This window comes from Heliorestis acidaminivorans (assembly GCF_008933955.1).
Classification (GTDB): domain Bacteria; phylum Bacillota; class Desulfitobacteriia; order Heliobacteriales; family Heliobacteriaceae; genus Heliorestis; species Heliorestis acidaminivorans.
Map to the genome: position 1 here is coordinate 58,437 of NZ_WBXO01000010.1, position 20,214 is coordinate 78,650.

Annotated in this window: 18 protein-coding genes; all 18 read left to right on the top strand. The window is 43.8% G+C overall.

The window, feature by feature from the left end; genetic code table 11:
- Positions 1 to 73: 73 nt before the first annotated feature.
- The 18 genes from nusB (at position 74) to F9B85_RS11740 (ending at position 20,169) form a co-directional block, all read left to right on the top strand.
- Complete coding sequence (gene nusB, locus F9B85_RS11655) at positions 74 to 592, top strand: transcription antitermination factor NusB (protein WP_151621127.1); 519 nt, start codon at positions 74 to 76, stop codon at positions 590 to 592.
- A complete protein-coding gene (locus F9B85_RS11660) occupies positions 579 to 1,628 on the top strand; it encodes a Kae1-like domain-containing protein (protein ID WP_151621129.1) in 1,050 nt (349 codons plus the stop codon). The genes nusB and F9B85_RS11660 overlap by 14 nt, the downstream gene beginning before the upstream one ends.
- 115 nt (positions 1,629 to 1,743) lie before the next feature.
- On the top strand, positions 1,744 to 2,592 hold the full coding sequence (locus tag F9B85_RS11665; RefSeq protein ID WP_151621131.1) for a sulfide/dihydroorotate dehydrogenase-like FAD/NAD-binding protein: 849 nt from the start codon (positions 1,744 to 1,746) through the stop codon (positions 2,590 to 2,592).
- 23 nt (positions 2,593 to 2,615) lie between these two features.
- On the top strand, positions 2,616 to 4,034 hold the full coding sequence (gene gltA / locus F9B85_RS11670) for an NADPH-dependent glutamate synthase (protein WP_151621206.1): 1,419 nt from the start codon (positions 2,616 to 2,618) through the stop codon (positions 4,032 to 4,034).
- Between the two features lie 30 nt (positions 4,035 to 4,064).
- Entirely contained in the window at positions 4,065 to 5,435 is a 1,371-nt protein-coding gene (gene xseA, locus F9B85_RS11675; RefSeq protein WP_151621133.1) for an exodeoxyribonuclease VII large subunit, read from the top strand.
- Positions 5,408 to 5,647: an exodeoxyribonuclease VII small subunit gene (gene xseB, locus F9B85_RS11680; protein WP_151621135.1), complete on the top strand. Its 240-nt coding sequence runs from the start codon at positions 5,408 to 5,410 to the stop codon at positions 5,645 to 5,647. The genes xseA and xseB overlap by 28 nt, the downstream gene beginning before the upstream one ends.
- A 54-nt stretch (positions 5,648 to 5,701) precedes the next feature.
- Positions 5,702 to 6,583 carry a polyprenyl synthetase family protein gene (locus F9B85_RS11685; protein ID WP_151621208.1) on the top strand — a complete coding sequence of 294 codons (882 nt, stop codon included), beginning with the start codon at positions 5,702 to 5,704 and terminating at the stop codon, positions 6,581 to 6,583.
- Between the two features lie 998 nt (positions 6,584 to 7,581).
- Positions 7,582 to 8,217 carry a hypothetical protein gene (locus F9B85_RS11690; protein WP_207707111.1) on the top strand — a complete coding sequence of 212 codons (636 nt, stop codon included), beginning with the start codon at positions 7,582 to 7,584 and terminating at the stop codon, positions 8,215 to 8,217.
- 48 nt (positions 8,218 to 8,265) lie between these two features.
- Entirely contained in the window at positions 8,266 to 10,218 is a 1,953-nt protein-coding gene (gene dxs, locus F9B85_RS11695; RefSeq protein ID WP_151621137.1) for a 1-deoxy-D-xylulose-5-phosphate synthase, read from the top strand.
- Between the two features lies 1 nt (position 10,219).
- Complete coding sequence (locus F9B85_RS11700; protein ID WP_151621139.1) at positions 10,220 to 11,149, top strand: TlyA family RNA methyltransferase; 930 nt, start codon at positions 10,220 to 10,222, stop codon at positions 11,147 to 11,149.
- A gap of 177 nt (positions 11,150 to 11,326) precedes the next feature.
- The gene (locus tag F9B85_RS11705) at positions 11,327 to 11,803 is read left to right on the top strand and encodes a hypothetical protein (protein WP_151621141.1); all 477 of its coding nucleotides are present in this window, start codon (positions 11,327 to 11,329) and stop codon (positions 11,801 to 11,803) included.
- Positions 11,804 to 11,842: 39 nt separating this feature from the next.
- Entirely contained in the window at positions 11,843 to 12,697 is an 855-nt protein-coding gene (locus tag F9B85_RS11710; RefSeq protein WP_170270477.1) for an NAD(+)/NADH kinase, read from the top strand.
- The gene (locus tag F9B85_RS11715) at positions 12,697 to 13,380 is read left to right on the top strand and encodes a class I SAM-dependent methyltransferase (RefSeq protein WP_151621145.1); all 684 of its coding nucleotides are present in this window, start codon (positions 12,697 to 12,699) and stop codon (positions 13,378 to 13,380) included. The genes F9B85_RS11710 and F9B85_RS11715 overlap by 1 nt, the downstream gene beginning before the upstream one ends.
- 1 nt (position 13,381) lies before the next feature.
- Positions 13,382 to 13,867 (top strand): arginine repressor, encoded by a 486-nt coding sequence (gene argR, locus F9B85_RS11720; RefSeq protein ID WP_151621146.1) that lies wholly within the window; start codon positions 13,382 to 13,384, stop codon positions 13,865 to 13,867.
- A gap of 33 nt (positions 13,868 to 13,900) precedes the next feature.
- A complete protein-coding gene (gene recN, locus F9B85_RS11725; protein WP_151621148.1) occupies positions 13,901 to 15,589 on the top strand; it encodes a DNA repair protein RecN in 1,689 nt (562 codons plus the stop codon).
- A gap of 277 nt (positions 15,590 to 15,866) precedes the next feature.
- Positions 15,867 to 17,279 (top strand): SpoIVB peptidase, encoded by a 1,413-nt coding sequence (gene spoIVB / locus F9B85_RS11730; RefSeq protein WP_151621150.1) that lies wholly within the window; start codon positions 15,867 to 15,869, stop codon positions 17,277 to 17,279.
- A gap of 149 nt (positions 17,280 to 17,428) precedes the next feature.
- Positions 17,429 to 18,238, top strand: a complete 810-nt coding sequence (gene spo0A, locus F9B85_RS11735; protein ID WP_151621152.1) for a sporulation transcription factor Spo0A — start codon at positions 17,429 to 17,431, stop codon at positions 18,236 to 18,238.
- Positions 18,239 to 18,474: 236 nt separating this feature from the next.
- A complete protein-coding gene (locus F9B85_RS11740) occupies positions 18,475 to 20,169 on the top strand; it encodes a methyl-accepting chemotaxis protein (RefSeq protein WP_170270479.1) in 1,695 nt (564 codons plus the stop codon).
- Positions 20,170 to 20,214: the final 45 nt, after the last annotated feature.

Below are 20,214 nucleotides of genomic sequence, written 5' to 3' on the forward strand. Positions count from 1 at the left end.
AAAATGGAAAAAATAAATTCTATCATTCATTTAGCAGTTTTAATGTCACGATAAAAGAAGGGGACGGTTCAGATTGAGTAGACGCCTAGGTAGAGAAACAGCTCTGCAGACCCTTTTTCAACATGATCTTGGTCGCGTTGATCTAGAATTTGCCTTGAAATATACTTGTGAAGAGTTTAGCGTAAATGAACGTGCCGCTGAATTTGCGCAGGAGCTCGTTAGGGGTGTTGCGGACTATCGTAAAGAGATCGATCAGACTATCAGCCGCTTGGCTGTGGAATGGAACTTAGACCGATTGGCTAATGTGGATCGAAATCTTTTGCGCTTAGCTATTTTTGAAATCCTTTATAGATCTGATGTTCCTAACAACGTTGCTATTAATGAAGCTTTGGAATTAGCCAAAATCTATTCTGGTGAAGAAGCGGCTAAATTTATTAATGGTGTGTTAGGTCAATTAGCTCGCGAATTACAGCAAAAAGAAAACAAATCCTCCCCAAGTGACCACGATGACGGGCAAAGTGTCGCTATAAGTGAGCAGGCTGGAACAGAGAAGGAACAGTCTGAGAAAGAGCAAGTCAATGGAAGCCTCTAAGACACTTAGAGGTGTTCTCGGTTTCGACACGAGCTGTTACACTACTTCAATTGCTTTTGTCGATGAGACTGGAGCGGTAAGAGCAGAGCGACGTCGCATGCTACCAGTAAAAAAAGGCGAAAGGGGTCTCCGCCAGGGAGATGCCTTTTTTTTGCATGGCCAACATTTGCCAGAACTTTTAGATGAGCTTCTGCAGGATCTTCGCCAGGATGGCAAGAACTTAAGCATTGATGCTATAGCTTATTCAGCTCGTCCTCGACGGGACGAGCAATCTTATTTGCCTGTTTTTCGAGCTGGTCGTTTAGTTGCTCATACTTTAGCTAGAACCTTAGAAGTTCCCTTAGTAGAGACGTCTCATCAAGAAGGTCACCTTATGGCAGGGCTTTATTCTTCTCAAGAAGTACAAGTTCCTGAGGAGTGGCTAGCAGAGCCTTTTCTTGCTGTTCATCTTTCCGGTGGAACTACAGAGCTTTTGCGAGTGACGCCAGCAGTAGAACAAGGTCTCAGTGAGGAAGAGGGAGGTCAAGTAGCTTTTCATGTTCAAACTTTAGGAGCTACCCTCGATCTGCATGCTGGGCAACTGGTCGATCGTGTGGGCGTTGCTCTAGGCTTACCTTTTCCTTCAGGACCATACTTAGAAAAACTAGCAACTTCAGCGACCGGTGATCTCGTCTTTCCTGCCGCTGTAAAAGGGTACAATCTTAGCTTTTCTGGTGTGGAGACAGCGGCCCTCCGCATGATCAAGGAAGCTCAAGTAGGAGGGCCGGAGATTGCCCGTGCTGTAGAACGATGTATTGCCTCTTCCCTCGAAAAGATCTTGCGTAAAGCGGTGGAAACAGAAAAGATTCCCAAGATCCTTATCGTGGGAGGAGTGGCCGCTAATGCTTTTCTTCGTCAGCGTTTACGTTATCGATTAGAACATAAAGCGGTGGGAGCGCAATTAGCTTTTGCCACTGCACAACTTTCCGGTGACAATGCAGTTGGGGTAGCTTTGATTGGCTGGAGAAGTCAAAAAAAGGCTTTTGCCTGCCGTTGACCCTCCTGAATATTAGTGATAAACTAAAAAATTGAGTTACCAGATTGTATGGGATTCAAATTGCAATGAATAGGGTGGCCAGGTGGTCGCCCTTTTTTAAGGAGGCTATGGCTGAATGTATCCCATCGTAAAAAAAATAATCCATTCTCCAGCCGTAAAAGAATTTGAAGTCTACGCACCTATGGTTGCGGAAAAAGCGAAAGCAGGACAGTTTTTTATTTTGCGCGTTAGTGAGAAAGCGGAGCGGATTCCTCTAACCATTGCTGATTATAATCGTGAACAAGGCACTATTACTACCATTATTCAAGAACTTGGTGCGAGTTCCACTTTGTTTGGGCAGATGGAAGAAGGAGACCATATTTTAGATTTCGTAGGTCCTCTAGGTGTACCATCGGAGATTGAGCGCTATGACCATCCTGTTGTTTTAGTTGGTGGCGGTATTGGTATTGCGCCTATTTTTCCTATTGCTCGTGATCTGAAAGAAGCAGGCAATGAAGTGATTTCTATCATTGGTGCTCGTAACAAAGAGCTGTTAATCTGGGAAGAGAAGATGGCTTCTGTTAGTGATCAGCTTATTGTCTGTACTGATGATGGCTCTTATGGACGCCAAGGCTTTGTTACTGATGCCTTGAAAGACCTTTATGAAGAGCGTGGACAATTATCAGCTCTGTGGGCTATTGGGCCTATGCCTATGATGCGGGCTATCACTAATGTTACTCGTCCTTGGGAATTGAAGACTATTGTCAGCATGAACCCCCTAATGATGGACGGTACAGGTATGTGCGGCGCTTGTCGTGTACAAGTTGGCAGTGAGACTAAGTTTGCCTGTGTAGATGGACCTGAATTTGACGGTCATCTTGTTGACTTTGATCTTGCTATCAAAAGATTGTCTATCTATAAAGATCAAGAAAAAAGAGCCCTAGCTGTATTGGAACATAAAGGAGGTCATTGCGGGTGTCAGTAAAGAATCGTCCTGGCCGACAAGAAATGCCTTGCCAGGCTCCGCAAGAACGGGTCAGTAACTTTAACGAAGTGGCTCTTGGTTATACAGAAGAACAGGCTATTATAGAAGCAAAACGTTGTCTGCAATGTAAAAAGCCTAAATGCCGTGATGGCTGTCCTGTAGAAGTGCTTATTCCTGAATTTATTCAAGCTGTGGCAGACGGTGATATGGCTACGGCGGCTAAACAATTGAAGTTGAAAAATGCTTTACCTGCTGTTTGTGGTCGTGTCTGCCCACAGGAAAGTCAGTGCGAAAGTAAGTGCATTGTGGGCATTAAGTCTGAACCAGTTGCTATTGGGCGCTTAGAGCGTTTTGTTGCTGATTGGGAAATGGCTAAGGAAGAAGCCGAAGAAGCTAAGGTTGCTGATCTAGATACTGTAGATGGCGATCAGGAATCAGAAAGTTCTGCTACAGCATCTCCTAAGAAACAGAAAGTAGCAATTATCGGTGCTGGTCCTGCTGGCTTAAGCTGTGCCGCCGATCTAGCTCGCTTTGGCTATGATGTTACTGTTTTTGAAGCTCTGCATGTTGCTGGTGGCGTACTTATGTATGGTATTCCAGAGTTTCGTTTGCCTAAAGCGATTGTGGAAAAAGAGATTGATAGCTTGCGTAAGCTAGGTGTCAATCTACAAGTAAACATGGTAGGTGGCAAAACTTTTACTGTTGAGGATTTGCAACAAAAAGGCTATGAAGCTGTTTTTATAGGTACTGGTGCTGGTCTGCCTAACTTTATGGGTATTCCTGGCGAGAATCTTTGTGGCGTTTTTGCGGCTAATGAATTCTTAACTCGTACTAACCTAATGAAAGGCTACGATTTCCCTAATTTTCTAACGCCTGTAATTAGTGGTCGCAAAGTAGCTGTTCTTGGTGCAGGTAACGTAGCTATGGATGCGGCAAGAACTGCTCTACGCTTAGGTGCTGAAGAAGTTTCGATCGTTTATCGCCGTTCAGAAAAAGAAATGCCTGCTCGTGCTGAAGAGATTGAACATGCTCATGAAGAAGGTGTGCAGTTCAAAGTATTGACTAACCCTGTGGAAATTGTAGGCGATGAGCAAGGTTGGGTTAAAGGGATGAACTGTCTCCGTTATGAGTTAGGTGAACCTGATGAATCTGGTCGCCGTCGTCCTGTGCCTGTGGAAGGCTCTGAGTTTTTCATGGAAGTAGATTCAGTTATTGTTGCTATTGGCCAAGGTCCTAATCCTCTGGTGACACAATCAACAGCAGGTCTGGCCTTAAATCGCAAAGGTACTATTCAAGCTGACGAAGAAGGACGTACTTCTCTACCTGGTGTTTTTGCTGGTGGCGATATTGTTACCGGTGCGGCAACAGTTATTTTGGCTATGGGTGCAGGCAAAAAATCTGCCCGTGCTATAGATCAATATCTTCAGAGCAAGCAGTCCTGATTCTGAACCTACCCTGTGGGGGGGCGAGCAATGAATAAAGTATGGTCAATAACAGAGCTGAACCAGTATATTGAAGGTCTCTTAAGTGAAGAAGAGACTTTACAAGATATATGGGTTCAAGGTGAGCTTTCTAACTTTAAGCATCACAGCTCTGGTCACATGTATTTTACCTTAAAAGATCGGGAAGGTACTCTTAAAGCCCTTATGTTTCGTGGGCGGGCTCGGTTTCTCAAGTTTCGCCCTGAAAACGGTCTCCAAGTGGTGATTAGAGGTCGTATTGCTGTTTATGCTCGTGATGGTGTATATCAGCTTTATGCTGAAGAGATGGAGCCAGCTGGTCTTGGTGGAATTTACTTAGCTTTAGAACAAGTGCGTCAACGTTTAGAAGCTGATGGTCTTTTTGCTTCAGAGCGAAAGAGACCTTTGCCTTTTCTACCACGAGCTGTTGGTATTGTTACAGCACCAACTGGAGCGGCTATTCGCGATCTTTATGCTGTTATTACGCGGCGCTATCCTAAGATGAATATCTTTTTAGCACCAGCGATGGTTCAAGGTGAAGAAGCACCAGAGAGCTTAATTAAGGCTTTGGAAAAAATGAGAAATCACCCTCTCGTCGATGTAGTCATTATCGGTAGAGGTGGCGGATCTCGAGAAGACCTCTGGGCTTTTAATGATGAACAGCTATGTCGTGTCATCGCCGACTTTCCTATTCCAGTTATCTCCGCAGTCGGTCACGAATCTGACGTCTCTTTAAGTGATTTAGTTGCTGATGTTCGTGCCGCTACCCCCTCAGCCGCGGCAGAGTTGGCTGTTCCTGTCTATGATAGCTTGAAGATACAATGTAATGATCTGGAAGAGCGCTTGCGCAGAGCTATGCATAGCCAGATTAGTAGTTCCCGCCAGGCAGTTACAAGTCTCGAAAAAAGGCCTGTGCTGGCTAATCCTTTGCAAAATTTGCGCATCCAACAACAGCGTGTTGATCAATTAGAAGAACGTCTTTTGCGTAACTCTGAAAGAGCCATTATTGCCCAGAAAGCTAAGCAAGTGCAGGATTTAGAAGCTCGTTTGCTTGCTCATGTGCAAGGGCGACGGACTGAACAGATGGCTCAGCGTGTTGATGAACTGCGCCACCGTTTGATCTACCAAGCTAATCAGAAACTGCTCAAAAAACGCAGTGAAATAGCTATGCAAGCAGGCCTACTCGATGCCTTGAGCCCCCTAGCTGTTTTGGATCGAGGCTTTGCCCTTTGTCTAAATGAAAAAGAAGAAGTGCTCAGAGATGCTGAACAAGTCTCCCCTGGTGAGTCTATTCACATTACCTTGCGCAAAGGCGAAGTAACTTGTAAAGTGGAAGAGAGGAAGGTGACAAGCCGATGGCAGATCAATCAAAAGAAGAGCTAGTCCTTTCTTATGAAAATGCTCTGGCCCGTCTAGAAGAAGTTGTTCGCAACTTAGAAAAGGGAGAAGCAACGCTCGATCAATCCCTACAGCTTTTTCAAGAAGGTATCGTTCTTGTTCGCCATTGTCACGGCAAGCTAGACGAGTATGAAGCGAAAGTACAAAAACTGATTGAAGCACCAGAAAATTTAGAACTATTCTCTGCGGAAGAGTAAGGAGGATCGTCCTTGCAAAGAGAAGTTTTCGACTTAAAAGCAGAGCTCAAAAAAATGGCTCTACAAATTGATTCAGCCCTAGAAACGTCGTTACCTGAAGAAAAAGCCATCCCACCTGTGATTCATCAATCCATGCGCTACAGTCTTTTTGCTGGTGGCAAAAGATTGCGTCCTGTCTTAGCCTTAGCGGCATGTCGTGCTGTACAAGGTGATGACAGTAAAGTAATGGCCGCCGCATGTGCTCTGGAAATGATCCATACTTATTCACTCATACACGACGACCTCCCCGCAATGGACGATGACGATCTTCGACGGGGCAAACCGACGAATCACATCGTCTATGGTGAAGCTATGGCCATCTTAGCCGGCGACGGCCTGCTAACTCGCGCTTTTGGCTTGTTAGCTGAATCAGCATTTGCTGAAGTAGCAGACCAGCAAGAGACAAGCTTAGCCCAACGGTACCTACAAGTTATGGCCGAAATTGCCCACGCTTCAGGAAGTCAAGGCATGATCGGTGGACAAGTGATGGATATAGAAGCGGAAGAACAAAAAATTGACTTGTCTACCATGGAATACATACATCAACACAAAACAGGCGCTCTAATCAAAACCTCTCTCCGAGCTGGCGCTATCCTTGGAGGCGGCTCAGAAGAAGAAATTACTGCCCTTACTAGCTACGGTGAATACCTAGGACTAGCCTTTCAGATCACCGACGATCTTCTAGACGTACAAGGCGATACAGCAAAACTAGGCAAGCCAGTCGGTAGTGACGAGAAAAACCAGAAGTCTACATATCCATCCCTACTAGGTTTAGAAAAAGCAAGAGAAGCGGCCGAAACAGCTGTCCAATCAGCCGTAGAAGCTCTTGATAACTTTGGACCTGAAGCAGAACTACTTCGTCAATTAGCCCTGTACTTACTAGAACGAGAGAACTAGAGTAAACTAAAATCAAAGCCACTGGGGACTGGGGGAAGACTTTTCCGGAGAGAGGGCTTGGCGACCTCAGCTGTCGACAGCTTGCTGTCGAAACAGCGTGGGAGACGCCCGTTCGTAGGAATTTTCTTCCCCCAGTCCCCCAGCATGATCTATCTTATAACTTTTTATACTAAGAGAAATAGACCGACTAACAGGCATAAGCATTAACCATAACCACAAGGCTCTTTCGCAACTAAAAAGCCCTGTGGTTTTTCTTCTAACCCTAAAATGCCGTTTTTTTCTATCTAGCCCACTAATTTACGAGAAATCACCCCCATCTTTCTTTTGAAAGAGTGACACACTTGTGCTATAATACTCTGACAGATGTCTGAACGTAGGTGACGCAGTATTCTAGTCAGCATCTCCTGTTTTGAAGGCGGGGCTAAAAATCCGTCGAGGGCACATCGATGAAGTTCCTGGTGCTGGCTGCCGACGCCCAGTCGGGGGTTGGTACTGGGAGTTAAGGGGGATAGGGCGATCTGCAATGGCATGCGGGCGATGACCCTACCTTCGTGGAGACCCAAGTGCGTGGGGAACTTCGGGACCATTTTCGGAGGAAACTATGGCTTGGGAAGAACCTGCATTCGGTTCATGCTGGGTGCAGTGTAGCCTGCCTTGAGTGGGATTGGTGGATAGGAGGATACGGGTCTTTCTCCCCGGCCAGGGAGAAAGGGCCGCGACTTGAAACCAATACTGCAAAAGAGGCTAGAGACAGGTAGAGTTGTTGAAGAAAATTCCTAGACTGTTCTGCAAAGAAGTCCGTTAGGGATTAAAGTATGGACTAAGTGGTGATCCGGTTCAGTTCTTGGCGACAGGACTGCTCCTGGCATAAAGGGAAACCGCCGATGGGGTGACCTATCGGAGCTAGGTGGGGAAATCCTACCGGACCAAAGCCATAAAGTTTACTTAACGGGCTGTCACTATGTAATTCAGGCATCTTTTTGTGCAGTTGTATAGAGGTGAACATATCTTTGGGCTCTAGTTTACTTAGAGATTTACGACAATCGGCAAGTCACGCTCTGATTATTGGCATTTTATCTTTTTTTATAGCCATGGGGATTAGCGTAGGATCGGAATTAATCCTAGACAGAGTCGTATCTATTGCTTTATCGATTGCTCTTTTAGTAGTTTTAATATTTATTGGTATTTTTTTTGATACTATTGGGACTTCTGCGGCGGCGGCCACAGAGACACCTTTTCATGCTAAAGCGGCGCGAAAAACAGCTGGCGCTCAACAAGCGCTCTGGATCGTGCGCAACGCTGATCGGGTGGCTAATTTTTGTAATGACGTTATTGGTGACATATCTGCCGCTGTAGCTGGTGCTGTTGGTATAAGCATTGCTTTTCGCTTGGCTCAGCTCCCTGGGGCAGAAGGAATCTATTGGGGTACGATTATTACGGGCTTTGTAGCTGGGTTGACTGTTGGTGGCAAGTCTTTAGGAAAAATGATTGCCATCAATTATAGCCATGAAGTTGTCTTTGCTGTAGCTCGTTGGATGTCTCACGTAGAAGCTGTAACAGGAAGAACTTTTTTTCAAATGAAAAAGAAAAAAGAACATAAAAGAGGAAGTAAAAAGGAAAAAGCGAAAAAGTAATTATAGAACATAATAGGAATGCTAGTGGAGAGAGGGTGACCCACGCCTATGGCCCAAGTATTAAGCAAGATCAAAGAGCCACAAGATCTACAACAGCTCTCTGAGGCTGAACTAGAACAGATTTGCCAAGAGGTTAGAGATGTTCTGATTCAGACAATTGCCACTAACGGAGGTCACTTGGCCCCGAATCTAGGCATTGTAGAGCTAACTCTCGCACTTCATCTCGTTTTTCGTACGCCAGATGACAAAATTGTTTGGGACGTTGGCCACCAATCTTATGTGCACAAACTACTTACAGGTAGGCAAGAAGAGTTCAAAACTTTAAGGACTTATCAGGGTCTCGCAGGATTTCCAAAACGATCTGAAAGCCCCCATGATTGTATCAATACGGGACATAGCTCTACATCTATTTCTGCGGCACTAGGACTAGCTTTTGCTCGCGATCTAAAGCGGAAAGACAATGCTGTTGTTGCTGTTATTGGTGATGGTGCACTTACTGGTGGTATGGCTCTAGAAGCGTTGAACCATGCAGGCAATGAGAGCACTGATCTTATTGTCGTTCTTAACGATAATGAGAAGTCAATTGCCGATAATGTGGGAGCTATATCGACCTATCTCACCCGTATGCGTACTGATCCACGCTACTTCCGCAACAAGGAAGAAATGGAGGATATGGTCAAAAAGATACCTTCTATTGGGCCTCAGGTTTTCAAAATATTAGAAAAGGTTAAAGAAGGCGTTAAGCATCTTATGGTGCCGGGCGTACTCTTTGAAGAGTTAGGTTATTCTTATTTAGGCCCTATTGATGGTCATAACTTGACGGAACTTCGTAATGTACTTAACAATGCTCGGCAGTTAAAAGGCCCTGTCCTTGTTCATGTCTTAACCAAAAAAGGTTGTGGCTACGGACCGGCAGAACAGAATCCAGGACTATTCCATGGCGTTGGTCCTTTTGATGTGAAGACAGGGAAAGTTCATAAAACAGAAGGTCCGAAGACTTATACACAGATTTTTAGCGATACTATGATGCAATTAGCTCGCCAAGATGAGCGTGTGCTAGGTATTACAGCGGCTATGCCTGATGGAACTGGGTTAGCACCTTTTGCTCGTGCTTTTCCAGCTCGCTTCTATGACGTAGGTATTGCTGAGCAACATGCTGTCTGTATGGCTTCGGCGCTAGCTTTAGAAGGATTAAAGCCTGTAGTGGCGATTTATTCTTCTTTCTTACAAAGAGCTTACGATCAGATTTTCCACGATGTCTGCCTGCAGAAAGCGCCTGTAGTTTTCGCCATCGATCGAGCTGGATTAGTTGGAGAAGATGGAGAAACTCATCATGGTGTCTACGATATTTCCTACCTCCGACACATTCCTGGATTGACCGTAATGTCGCCCAAAGATGAAAATGAACTACAACATATGCTTTATAGTGCCTACAAACTTAACAGTCCAGTAGCTATCCGCTATCCTCGTGGACAAGGTCTAGGTGTACCTCTAGATCAGGTCTTACAAGAACTTCCCTATGGACAAGGCGAAGTGCTACAAGAAGGACAAGACCTCTTAATCATCGCTATCGGTACTATGGTACAACCTGCTGTGGAAGCGGCTCAATTACTAGCAGGAAAAGGCATTGAAGTTACCGTTATCAACGGCCGCTACATCAAACCGTTAGACAGCGATCTAATCCTCTCCAAAGCACGTAGCATTAGCCATGTGCTCACAGTAGAAGAAAACGTACTCGACGGCGGTTTCGGTAGTGCCGTACAAGAACTACTTCAAGATCAACAAGTAGAATGTAAAGTACGCCGCATCGGCATTCCCGACAGCTACGTACAGCACGGCGCACTGTCAATGCTCAAAAAAGACCTAGGACTTACAGCAGAAAACATTGCCGCCGTAGCCGAAGGCTTCATAGGCAAACAAAGTCAACCTCCTCGCAGAGGCAACTTAAAAATTGCTCCTATAATGAGCAATGTAAAATTAGCTTTTCGTGGTGAGAAGTAGGATGGCAACAAAGAAACAGCGACTTGATGTGATACTAGTAGAAAAAGGCTTAGCCGAAAGCCGTGAAAGAGCCAGGTCTGCTATTTTAGCAGGCCTTGTTCGCGTGAAAGGTCAACGTGTCGACAAAGCAGGTACATTAATTGCCGCAGATGCTGATGTAACAGTGGAGGCTAATGCTTGTCCTTACGTGAGCAGAGGTGGCTTCAAACTGGCTAGAGCGCTAGAAGTCTTTGACCTATCCTTGCAAGGCTTAAGGATCATTGATGTGGGTGCATCTACAGGCGGCTTTACTGATGTAGCCTTGAAAAACGGTGCTAGTCGTGTCATTGCTGTTGACGTAGGCTATGGTCAACTAGCCTGGTCGCTTCGACAGGATGAACGAGTTCGTTCTCTAGAACGTACTAACATTCGTTATGTTACAGCAGAGCAACTAGGTGAAAAAGCTCAAGTAGCTACTATTGATGTTGCCTTTATCTCTTTAGAAAAAGTCTTACCAGCCGTAAAAGACCTGCTCGAAGGGCCAGGTCATGTGATTGCTTTGATTAAACCTCAGTTTGAAGCGGGCAAAGATAAAGTAGGTAAAAAAGGTGTTGTTCGTGATAGAGCTGTCCATCGAGAAGTTATCACAAGACTTGTTAATTGGTCTTATGAACAAGACTGGAAGGTACTTGGATTAGACTATTCGCCTATTACAGGACCGGAAGGGAATATTGAGTATCTGCTCTGGTTGCAGAAAAAAGAGGCTGATGAGTCCGGAGTAGACGAATCAGAAGCTAATGAATTAGAAGTTAATGGATCGGAAGCTAATGAATCGTTGGCGGACGATGATAATACAAATGAGATAAGTGCTGATAAAACAAATAAAATCAGCGCTGAGATAATTAGTGATCTGGTAGATAAAGCTCATGAGAGTTTACCCCTTAAAAAGTAAACTAGAAAAGGTCAGATAGCCGCCCTTCGGGAAGCTTATCTGACCTTTTTTTTATTACTGGGAAGGACAAGATTGGAAGAACGTAGAACAATAATGGATTAATGATTAAGGTTCTAGAATAATAGATCACCATTCTAGCACAGTAGGAGGATCTGGAATTACGGGAGGATTTGCTGAGTGCCCGAGCTATTTACTGTTGCACTTGTTACTTTAGAAGAAGAACAAACTATGGTGCTTCTGCTTGCTTTGCTTATCTTAGCTATGCTTTTTGGTGCTTTTGTTTTTTCTTGGCTTCGTAAGCTTTACCAACGTTGGCTGATCTTGTGGAGACAACAACGGGGGAAAAGAGGAGAAACAAAAGCGGTTAAAGTGCTTTCTTCAAAAGGGTATACTGTTATTGAAGCCCAACCAGTGGGCACGATGACTTTGCGTGTAGATGGGCGAGCAAATACTATAAAAGTACGGGCCGACTATCTTGTCTCACGGCAAGGAAAAAAATATATTGCCGAAGTTAAGACAGGTCAGGTTGCGCCTCGACCTACTTTTGCCGATACAAGACGTCAGCTACTAGAATACTATTACGTTTATCAAGTCGATGGAATTCTGCTTGTCGACATGACAGCAGAGAGAATCCACAGGATAGAATTTCTATAGAAAAAATTATTGTAATGTTGGATGTTGGAGGAGATGTATTTGACAGCCATTGGGGTAATTATGAATGAAGAAAAACCACAAGCCCATGAGGTGGCTCGTAAAATGGCTCAATGGCTGTCTGCACGGGGAATTCAGATGGGAATTCCTTTAACGAAGGTGACAGAACTAGTTAATTCAACTAGCCATGAGTTGACCCAAAAATTAGAAAAATTAGACTTTGTAGTCGTTTTAGGCGGTGACGGGACACTGCTGAATACAGCTCGTCTGATGGCACCTTTTCAAGTACCCTTATTAGGCGTCAACTTGGGCAGGCTTGGTTTTTTAACAGAGATTGAAGAGCATGATCTTTTTCCTGCTCTTGATCAAGTAATCGCAGGAAATTATACCATTGAAGAGCGCATGATGTTACAAGCTCACATTATTAGCGAAGAAGGGGCTAGTCCGATTTTTTATGCTCTCAATGATGTGGTTGTAACTAAAGGAGCTAATCCGCGAATGTTGCGCGTAGAAGCTTTTGTTGATGATGAATTGGTGGCCACTTACTCGTCTGATGGTCTAATAGTGGCTTCTCCGACAGGGTCAACAGCTTATTCTATGTCAGCTGGAGGTCCTATCGTTTCACCAGACTTACAGGCCATGATTATGACACCTATTTGCCCTCACAGTCTTGATGCTAGACCGCTCGTTATATCGCAAAACAAAGTGATTCATGTGACTGTTCGCTCCCCTTATGTAGATGGTCTGGTAACTGTTGACGGTCAACCGGGCCGTCCCTTGCGTTGGGGCGAATCTGTCTATATCCAAAAAGCCTCTGTTACTTGTTCCTTAATCAAAATAAAAAATCGCAGTTTTTTTCGCATTCTTCATGAGAAGATGCAACAGGGGAGAATCTAATGAGTTCTTTAACGTCTGCAGTACTTTGGTCTCAAAAATTATTAAAAGAAAAACTAAAACGAGGCGATTTTGTTATTGATGGCACAGCTGGTAAAGGCAATGATAGCCTTTTTTTGGCTCAACATGTACTGCCTGACGGCTTACTCTGGGCCTTCGATATACAAGCTGAAGCTATAGAAAAGACCAAAGGAAAGCTTGAAGAAGCAGGTTTTTCGGCAAGGGCTTACTCCACTTTACCTTCTTTAGGCTTGTCTGATCAATTAGGGGAGCAAGCTAAGAAGAACTTTGCTCTTCTACAAGAAGGTATTCATCTGATCAGAGCTGATCATAGTGAAGTAGACCAGCTTTTGGCTCAACCTCTAGAGTGTCCACCCTTAAAAGGTGCCATATTTAACTTAGGCTATTTACCAGGTGGCGATCATGGGGTTACTACGCAGGCCGAAACGACTATTTCTGCTCTACAAACATTGTCGAAGCACTTAGCTCCCGAAGGTAGACTCGTTGTTGTTGTCTATGTAGGTCATGAAGGTTCTGCTGAAGAAGCAGAAGCAGTTGATAAATGGTGGACTGACTTGCCTCATGAACAATGGGATACCTTATCGATTTCTTTTCCTAATCGAAGAGGTCATCCACCTTATGTTTTACTGGCTGAGAAAAAGAAGGTCAAAGGTCGGTGTAAGTGACTTGAAAAGTAAGCGACATAGAACGATTCTAGATATTATTCAGTCAGAGCCAATCCGAACACAAGATGAACTAGCTCAGCGTTTGTGCGATCAAGGAATGGAAGTTACGCAAGCAACAATTTCAAGAGATATAAAAGAGCTGGGCTTAATCAAAGTACCTGTGAGTAAAGATGAATCTCGCTATGCTCCACCTGCTGAGCCTGTGGCGAAGCCATCGCCTTCTGATCGCTTATATGGCATGCTCCGTGATACGATTACCCATATTGATGCTAGTCTCAATATTATTGTAGTGCGTACCTTGCCAGGTCATGCTCATGGGGTGGCCGCTTTTTTTGATAGTAATCCTTGGCCGGAAGTGATCGGTACTGTGGCAGGCGATGATACTATTTTGCTCGTTGTCAAACCACCGGAAGCAGTTGAACGTCTCGTCAAAGAGATCAAAAAATGGACGGAAGGAAGACCGATTAAGAAAAGCCCTAGAAAGTAGAACTTTTTGGCAGAAGAGAGGTGAAGGATAGGTATGTTGGAAAGATTGCGAGTGGAGAACTTTGCTCTCATTGAAGAAGTAGAGCTTGAGCTTTCTCCAGGCTTGAACTTGCTTACAGGAGAGACTGGCGCCGGTAAATCACTTCTGATAGATGCTGTTGGATTGTTAATTGGTGGACGTTCGACACAAGAAGCCTTGCGCAGTGGTGCTAATAAAGCACGCATTGAAGGTTTCTTTACTCTTGATTTTGAAAAAGAAGGCAAACTTTGTGCTGACTTGGCTGAGTTGGGTGTAGAAGTGGAAGAAGATGGTTCGTTGCTTTTGTCTAGAGAAATCGCTAAAAGTGGCAAAAATGTTTGTCGAATTAACGGTCGCACTGTTCCGCTAGCCCTTTTTCGCGAAGTGGGCGGTCGCCTCATTGACTTACAAGGCCAGCACGAACAGCAATCTCTAATGAATCCACGCAAACACGGTCAGCTTTTGGATCGATTGTCAGGTCAAGAAGGGGAAAGTAAATTAGCTACTGTTGCAGAGACTTACAAAAAGTTGCAATCTCTAGAGCAGGAGTTAGCGAGATTGCAAAGAAGCGAAAGAGAGCGCATACAGCGTCTCGATATGTTGAAATTCCAGATTAAAGAGATTGGTGAAGTCCATCTTATGGTTAATGAAGATGAGGCTCTAGAGCAAGAACGTAAAAAATTACAGAACATGGAAAAACTAATCTATTCAAGTAACGAAGCTTACGATGCTTTGTACGGTGAAAAAGGGCAGGGTGTACTAGAACTGCTCGACAAAGCGCGGCTGGCATTAGATGACGTTACAGCATACGACAGCCGCCTTCAAGAGCTGAGCAAGGTTCTAGAAGAAACTTATTATCAGGCTGAAGATGTGGCAGAACGTCTTCGTGATTATCGTGAAGATCTAGAGTATCAGCCTGGTCGCCTTGATGAAGTGCAGGAAAGACTTAGCAAGATTGATCGACTTAAACATAAATACGGAGCAACGATTGAAGAAATCCTAACATACAATGAGGCCATTATAAAAGAACTGGACGATTTAGAACGTTGTGACGAAACTATAGAGGCTCTGGAAAAAGAGCGTCAGCAATGGTTAGAACAATATTACAAGGAGGCCGCTTTGCTCACAGAAGTGCGCCACCAAAAAGCTAAAGAATTAGAAGAGGCTCTGCAAAAAGAACTTTCCTTCTTAGGCATGGCTCGAGCGAGCTTAGAGGTGCAATTTCGACAGCGCGAAGGGCCTTCACCACTAGGTATGGAAGAAATTGAATTTCTTTTTGCTCCTAATGTAGGTGAACCAGCTAAGGCACTAGCTCGTATTGCCTCTGGTGGTGAACTAGGTCGTATTCTACTTGCTTTCAAAACGATTCTAGCTCGATATGAGGGCATTCCATCTCTGATTTTCGATGAAATTGATGCTGGTATTGGTGGACAGGCTCTGCAAGCAGTTGCCCAAAAAATGGCTCAGGTAGCAGAAGATGTGCAAATCATCTGCGTAACCCACGCCCCCCAATTAGCGGCCTATGCTGACAATCACTTCCTCATTCGCAAAGATGTAACAGCAGATCGCACTGTTACTAATATTAAGGCCTTAAGCGAAGAGGAACGAATTGCTGAGCTAACTCGTATGCTAGGGGGCGACAAAGCGAGCGAAGCCACAGTCCAGCATGCTCAGGAAATGTATTGTAGCTCACGGCGATCTTAATCTCTCCATATTCTCTAATAGAGAAACCCCGACTTGCGAGTCTGGGGTTTCTTTTGTTTTTCAATCCGTTAAAAGACCTTTGCTTCCAATGCAATGCGCTGTAACCACGCTTTTGCTAGGATAGGTCTTTCGTCATGGGGAGACAGTAAGGACAGCACCGACATCACAATCAAATAATTGAAAAAACAGTTTAACAGACAAGGCAGGAAAAACTGTTCCAAGCAAAGCAAAAACTGACAATTTTCAATATCCCACACCAGGGAAAGAGGAGGCGGGAATGGCGAAAGAGAGGATCAAACAGGTAACAGGTATTCTTCTGGCCCTACTTTTGTTGACTGGTAGTTTGACTGAAGAAGCGCAGAGCATCTGGTCAACGCCATCCAAATTACGTACCACTGTGGGCGAAGAGATTCCTATTGACCGAATGTTTCCTCCTTCTATGTTGCGCCATGTAACACTCGAGATGAATCGTGTCGAATCGCCGGCTTTACAAGCCCTAACTAGTTGGACTGACGAAGGTCATGGGCAAGATGTTAAAAGGGTAAATGTTAGTAATGTTACTGAGGTAAATGCTAGCAATGCGACTGAAGAACCTGGACGAATTAACGTGACGTTGCGTCTCCTCGGCTTGATTCCTTTGAAGAATATTATTGTCGATGTTTTGCCTCCTATGGAACTGCTACCAGGTGGTCATTCTATTGGCGTTATGCTTCACTCAGAAGGTGTTATAGTCGTCGGTCAAGCTCCTATCACTGATGGCAAAGGTGATAAGTATTATCCGGCTAAGGTTGCTGGCTTACAAGTTGGTGATGTGATCCACCGTATTAATCAGAAAGCTGTCAAGAGTGAAGCTGATCTAGCTCGAATAATTGATGAGTTAGGGAGAGCCAAAGAAAAAATAGAAGTAGAATGGTCTAGAAATGGCAAAATGAACAAGACTGAAATAGAGCCTATTATATGCGGTGAGACTAAGCGTTATCGCATAGGTCTTTTTGTTCGAGATCGAGCTTCTGGTGTCGGTACGCTGACTTTCTTAGACCCTAAATCGAAGACTTATGGAGCTTTAGGCCATGTTATTAACGATGCTGATACGAATAAGCGCATTAATGTGGCTGATGGCAAGATTATTCCTGCATCAATTAAATCAATTCATCCAGGTCGAAAAGGTGCGCCTGGTGAAAAAGTAGGTCTTTTTCAAGAAGATAAGGCAGATTTTTCTGGAGATATTAAACGTAACACTTATGTCGGTATTTTTGGCCAATTAGAAGGGAAGCTTACTAATCCTTTTTATCCTGAGCCTATTCCAATTGCTTTATCAGCTCAAGTCATGCAAGGTCCTGCTGAAATTATCACTGTTGTGAATGGTGACAAGTTAGAGCGCTTTCAGATCCAAATTGATCGAATTATGCCTCACCGCTCAGACGGTAAAGGTCTTGTTATTCGTGTAACCGACCCAAGATTGCTTAATCTGACAGGTGGTATCATTCAGGGCATGAGTGGAAGTCCTATTATACAAAATGGTCGGATTGTTGGGGCCGTAACTCATGTTTTTATTAACAGTCCTTCCACTGGATATGGCTGTCTTGTCGAACAAATGCTGGAAGAAGCGGGACTATGGAAAAAGGAGCAAAAAGAAGTAGGGACTTTGCAGAAGGAGCAGAGTCCTTTTTTTGAGCTTTTAAATAAATAGCTTTCACTATCCTTTTCCAAATATTGTAGCTCAAATTGTCATAAATTCACATTTTTTTACGAATGATTTTCTAAAATTTTGGAAGGATATCCTTTTTCTTATGTCGAAAAGCTATGACCAGTGAAAAACTTGGGGAGGCTGGTAAAATAATGTTAAACAAAATTCGCCTCGTCATCTCTGATGACAATAAGGAATTTTGTGATATTCTCCGAGATTATATATCTTCTCAGGATGATATCGAATTAATTGGTATGGCCCACAATGGGCAGGAAGCTCTTACGCTAATTCAACAAGAAGAGCCTGATCTAGTCATTCTGGACATTATTATGCCCCACCTTGACGGCATTGGTGTTCTAGAGCGTCTTGGTGAGATGCAGCTACCTCATCGCCCACGGGTCATTATTTTGACAGCTTTTGGACAGGAATCGATGACTCATCGTGCTGTTCAGTTAGGAGCCGATTACTTTATCCTTAAACCCTTTGATTTTCAGATATTAGGGAATCGTATTCGTCAGCTTATGGGTGGGAATATTCCTCCTGCTACAACAATGGCTAGCCAGCAGAGTTGTGCTTCTGTAGAGACACCACCACCTGCTACTAGACCACGTAATTTGGATGTGGAAGTTACCAATATTATTCATCAGATGGGTGTTCCAGCCCATATCAAAGGCTATCAATACCTTCGTGACGCTATCTTATTAGTTATTCAGGAAGTAAATCTGCTTGGGGCTGTTACTAAAGAGCTGTATCCTATGATCGCTCAAAAATATATGACTACGCCATCACGTGTAGAACGAGCTATTCGCCATGCTATTGAGCTCGCCTGGGATCGTGGTAATGTGGAACTAATGTCTAAGTTTTTCGGCTATACCATCAACCTAGAACGAGGCAAGCCGACGAATAGTGAGTTTATTGCTATGGTAGCAGATAAGTTACGGTTAGGTCAGAAAGTGGGGTAAAACAAAGAAAATACATAATTAGAAAAAAATCAAACACAGCCTTGCACAAAAGGCTGTGTTTTTATTATTCAAAAGCGAGAAGCTTCAGTTTTTTAAGCAGGGAAAAAAGATGTCGTTGAAGAATACTTTGGCAATAGTTATGCATTGTATATTTATAGATTTAGAAAAAACTAAAAAATTGCTGTGTGAAAAGAAGGTTGATGGAGAGATACAGAGATGCGGGGGAGGACAGCAATTTGGATTTTTACAAACGTATGAAACTAGCACCTAAATTTATTTTAGCTATGATTCCATTATTAGTGCTTATGGCGGTAGCAATTACTATGGTGCCGAGTTTTTTTGTGAACATTGCAGAAAGGAAGCTAATTGAAGAATCCAAAGAAATTGTAGAACAACAAGCTGATCTTGATCTTTTTGTAGCTGAGCACGTGACTGGAAAACGACCACAAGATGATCTCTTTACTATTAAATATACGAGTGAACAAGTTCGAAATAATCATGACTTACCTGATGAGTGGGAGCGGAAAATGCTCCAAACTTTGCAGTCGAATGCTAATCTGTCGGAATATTATGAGCTAGTAAGTGTTCAGGGCTTTCCTATTTTGCGTTACGCGAAGCCTTTGTACATAGAAGAAGTTTGTTTGCCTTGCCATGGTGGAACGCCTGGGGAAATTGATCCTTTTGGTCATGTCAAAGAAGGGTACAAGTTAGGAGAATTTCGGGGCGCTATTAGTGTAACAGCACCTGTTGAAGGACTTTCTAAGCAGGAAGAAGCTCTAATTACTTGGTCTGTTACCTTTATTACTGTTTTATTGACTAGCTTAATTATGTTTTTTCTTGTGCAGAAGTTTATTATTGTTCCTTTAAACTCTATATCCCAAGTTGTTCAGAACATGGCGCAGTGTGACTTACGGATGAAAGCACCAGAACACGCTTATGAAGATGAGATGGGCTCCATGAATCAGTGTTTTAATGCCATGGTTGATGAGCAAGTAAAAATCGTCAGTACCGTTAGTGATGCTTCTAATCGTCTAGCAACGGCTTCTGCAGGCATGGCACAGTCTATTGAACAATTTTCGATGGCGGCAGTCGACATGGCCGGTCGTGTACAACAAGTGGCTGACGATACAGGTCAAGGTAATCAGTCTGTTGATGAAGCTGTTCAAGTGCTGAATAAATTGTCTACTCTGGTGGAGAAGACACAGCAGGAGGCCTCTTCTGCTTCTGCTCGTTCTCAAGCTACTCTCGTTGCGGCTCTTAGTGGCAAAGAGACGGTTCAAGAGACAGTGACGAGAATGGTTGAGATCAAAGAAAAGACTATAGAGACAGAAAAGTTAATTGCAACGCTCGATAATTATTCTAAGCAGATTGGTGTTATTACTGATACGATTACGGCCATTGCTAATCAAACGAATTTGCTAGCTTTAAATGCCGCTATTGAAGCGGCTCGGGCAGGGGAGGCAGGCCGTGGCTTTGCTGTTGTCGCTGATGAAGTTCGCAAACTGGCCGAGCAGTCTAATGAAGGTGCAGGTGAAGTGGCGACCTTAATAAAAAAGATTGCCCTCAGTACGTCTGAAGCAGTTCAGGCAATGCAGGATAATCGTCTCAAAGCTGAAGAAGGAGTTTCTGTCGTTAATCGTGCTGGTGAATCTTTAGAAAAAATTCATGATGCTGTGGAGAAAACGGTACGAGATGTAGAAGAAATTGTTAGGATTACTGATGAAAGTACCCATACGTCTAATGAGATTGTAGAACTAATTCAACAAGTTTCTAAAGTAATGGAGAACACAGCAAGCAATGCCGAGCAGGTTGCGGCGGCAACTGAGGAGACGACTGCGTTGATGCAATCTTTATCAAGCGGTGCGGAAAGTGTGAGTGTTTTAGCTTTAGAATTAAAGTCTACGGTAAACGTTTTCAAGGTAGGTAAATAAAGGAAGGTTTATCTTCGATAAATAGTCTTACCAAATGAAGGGTAT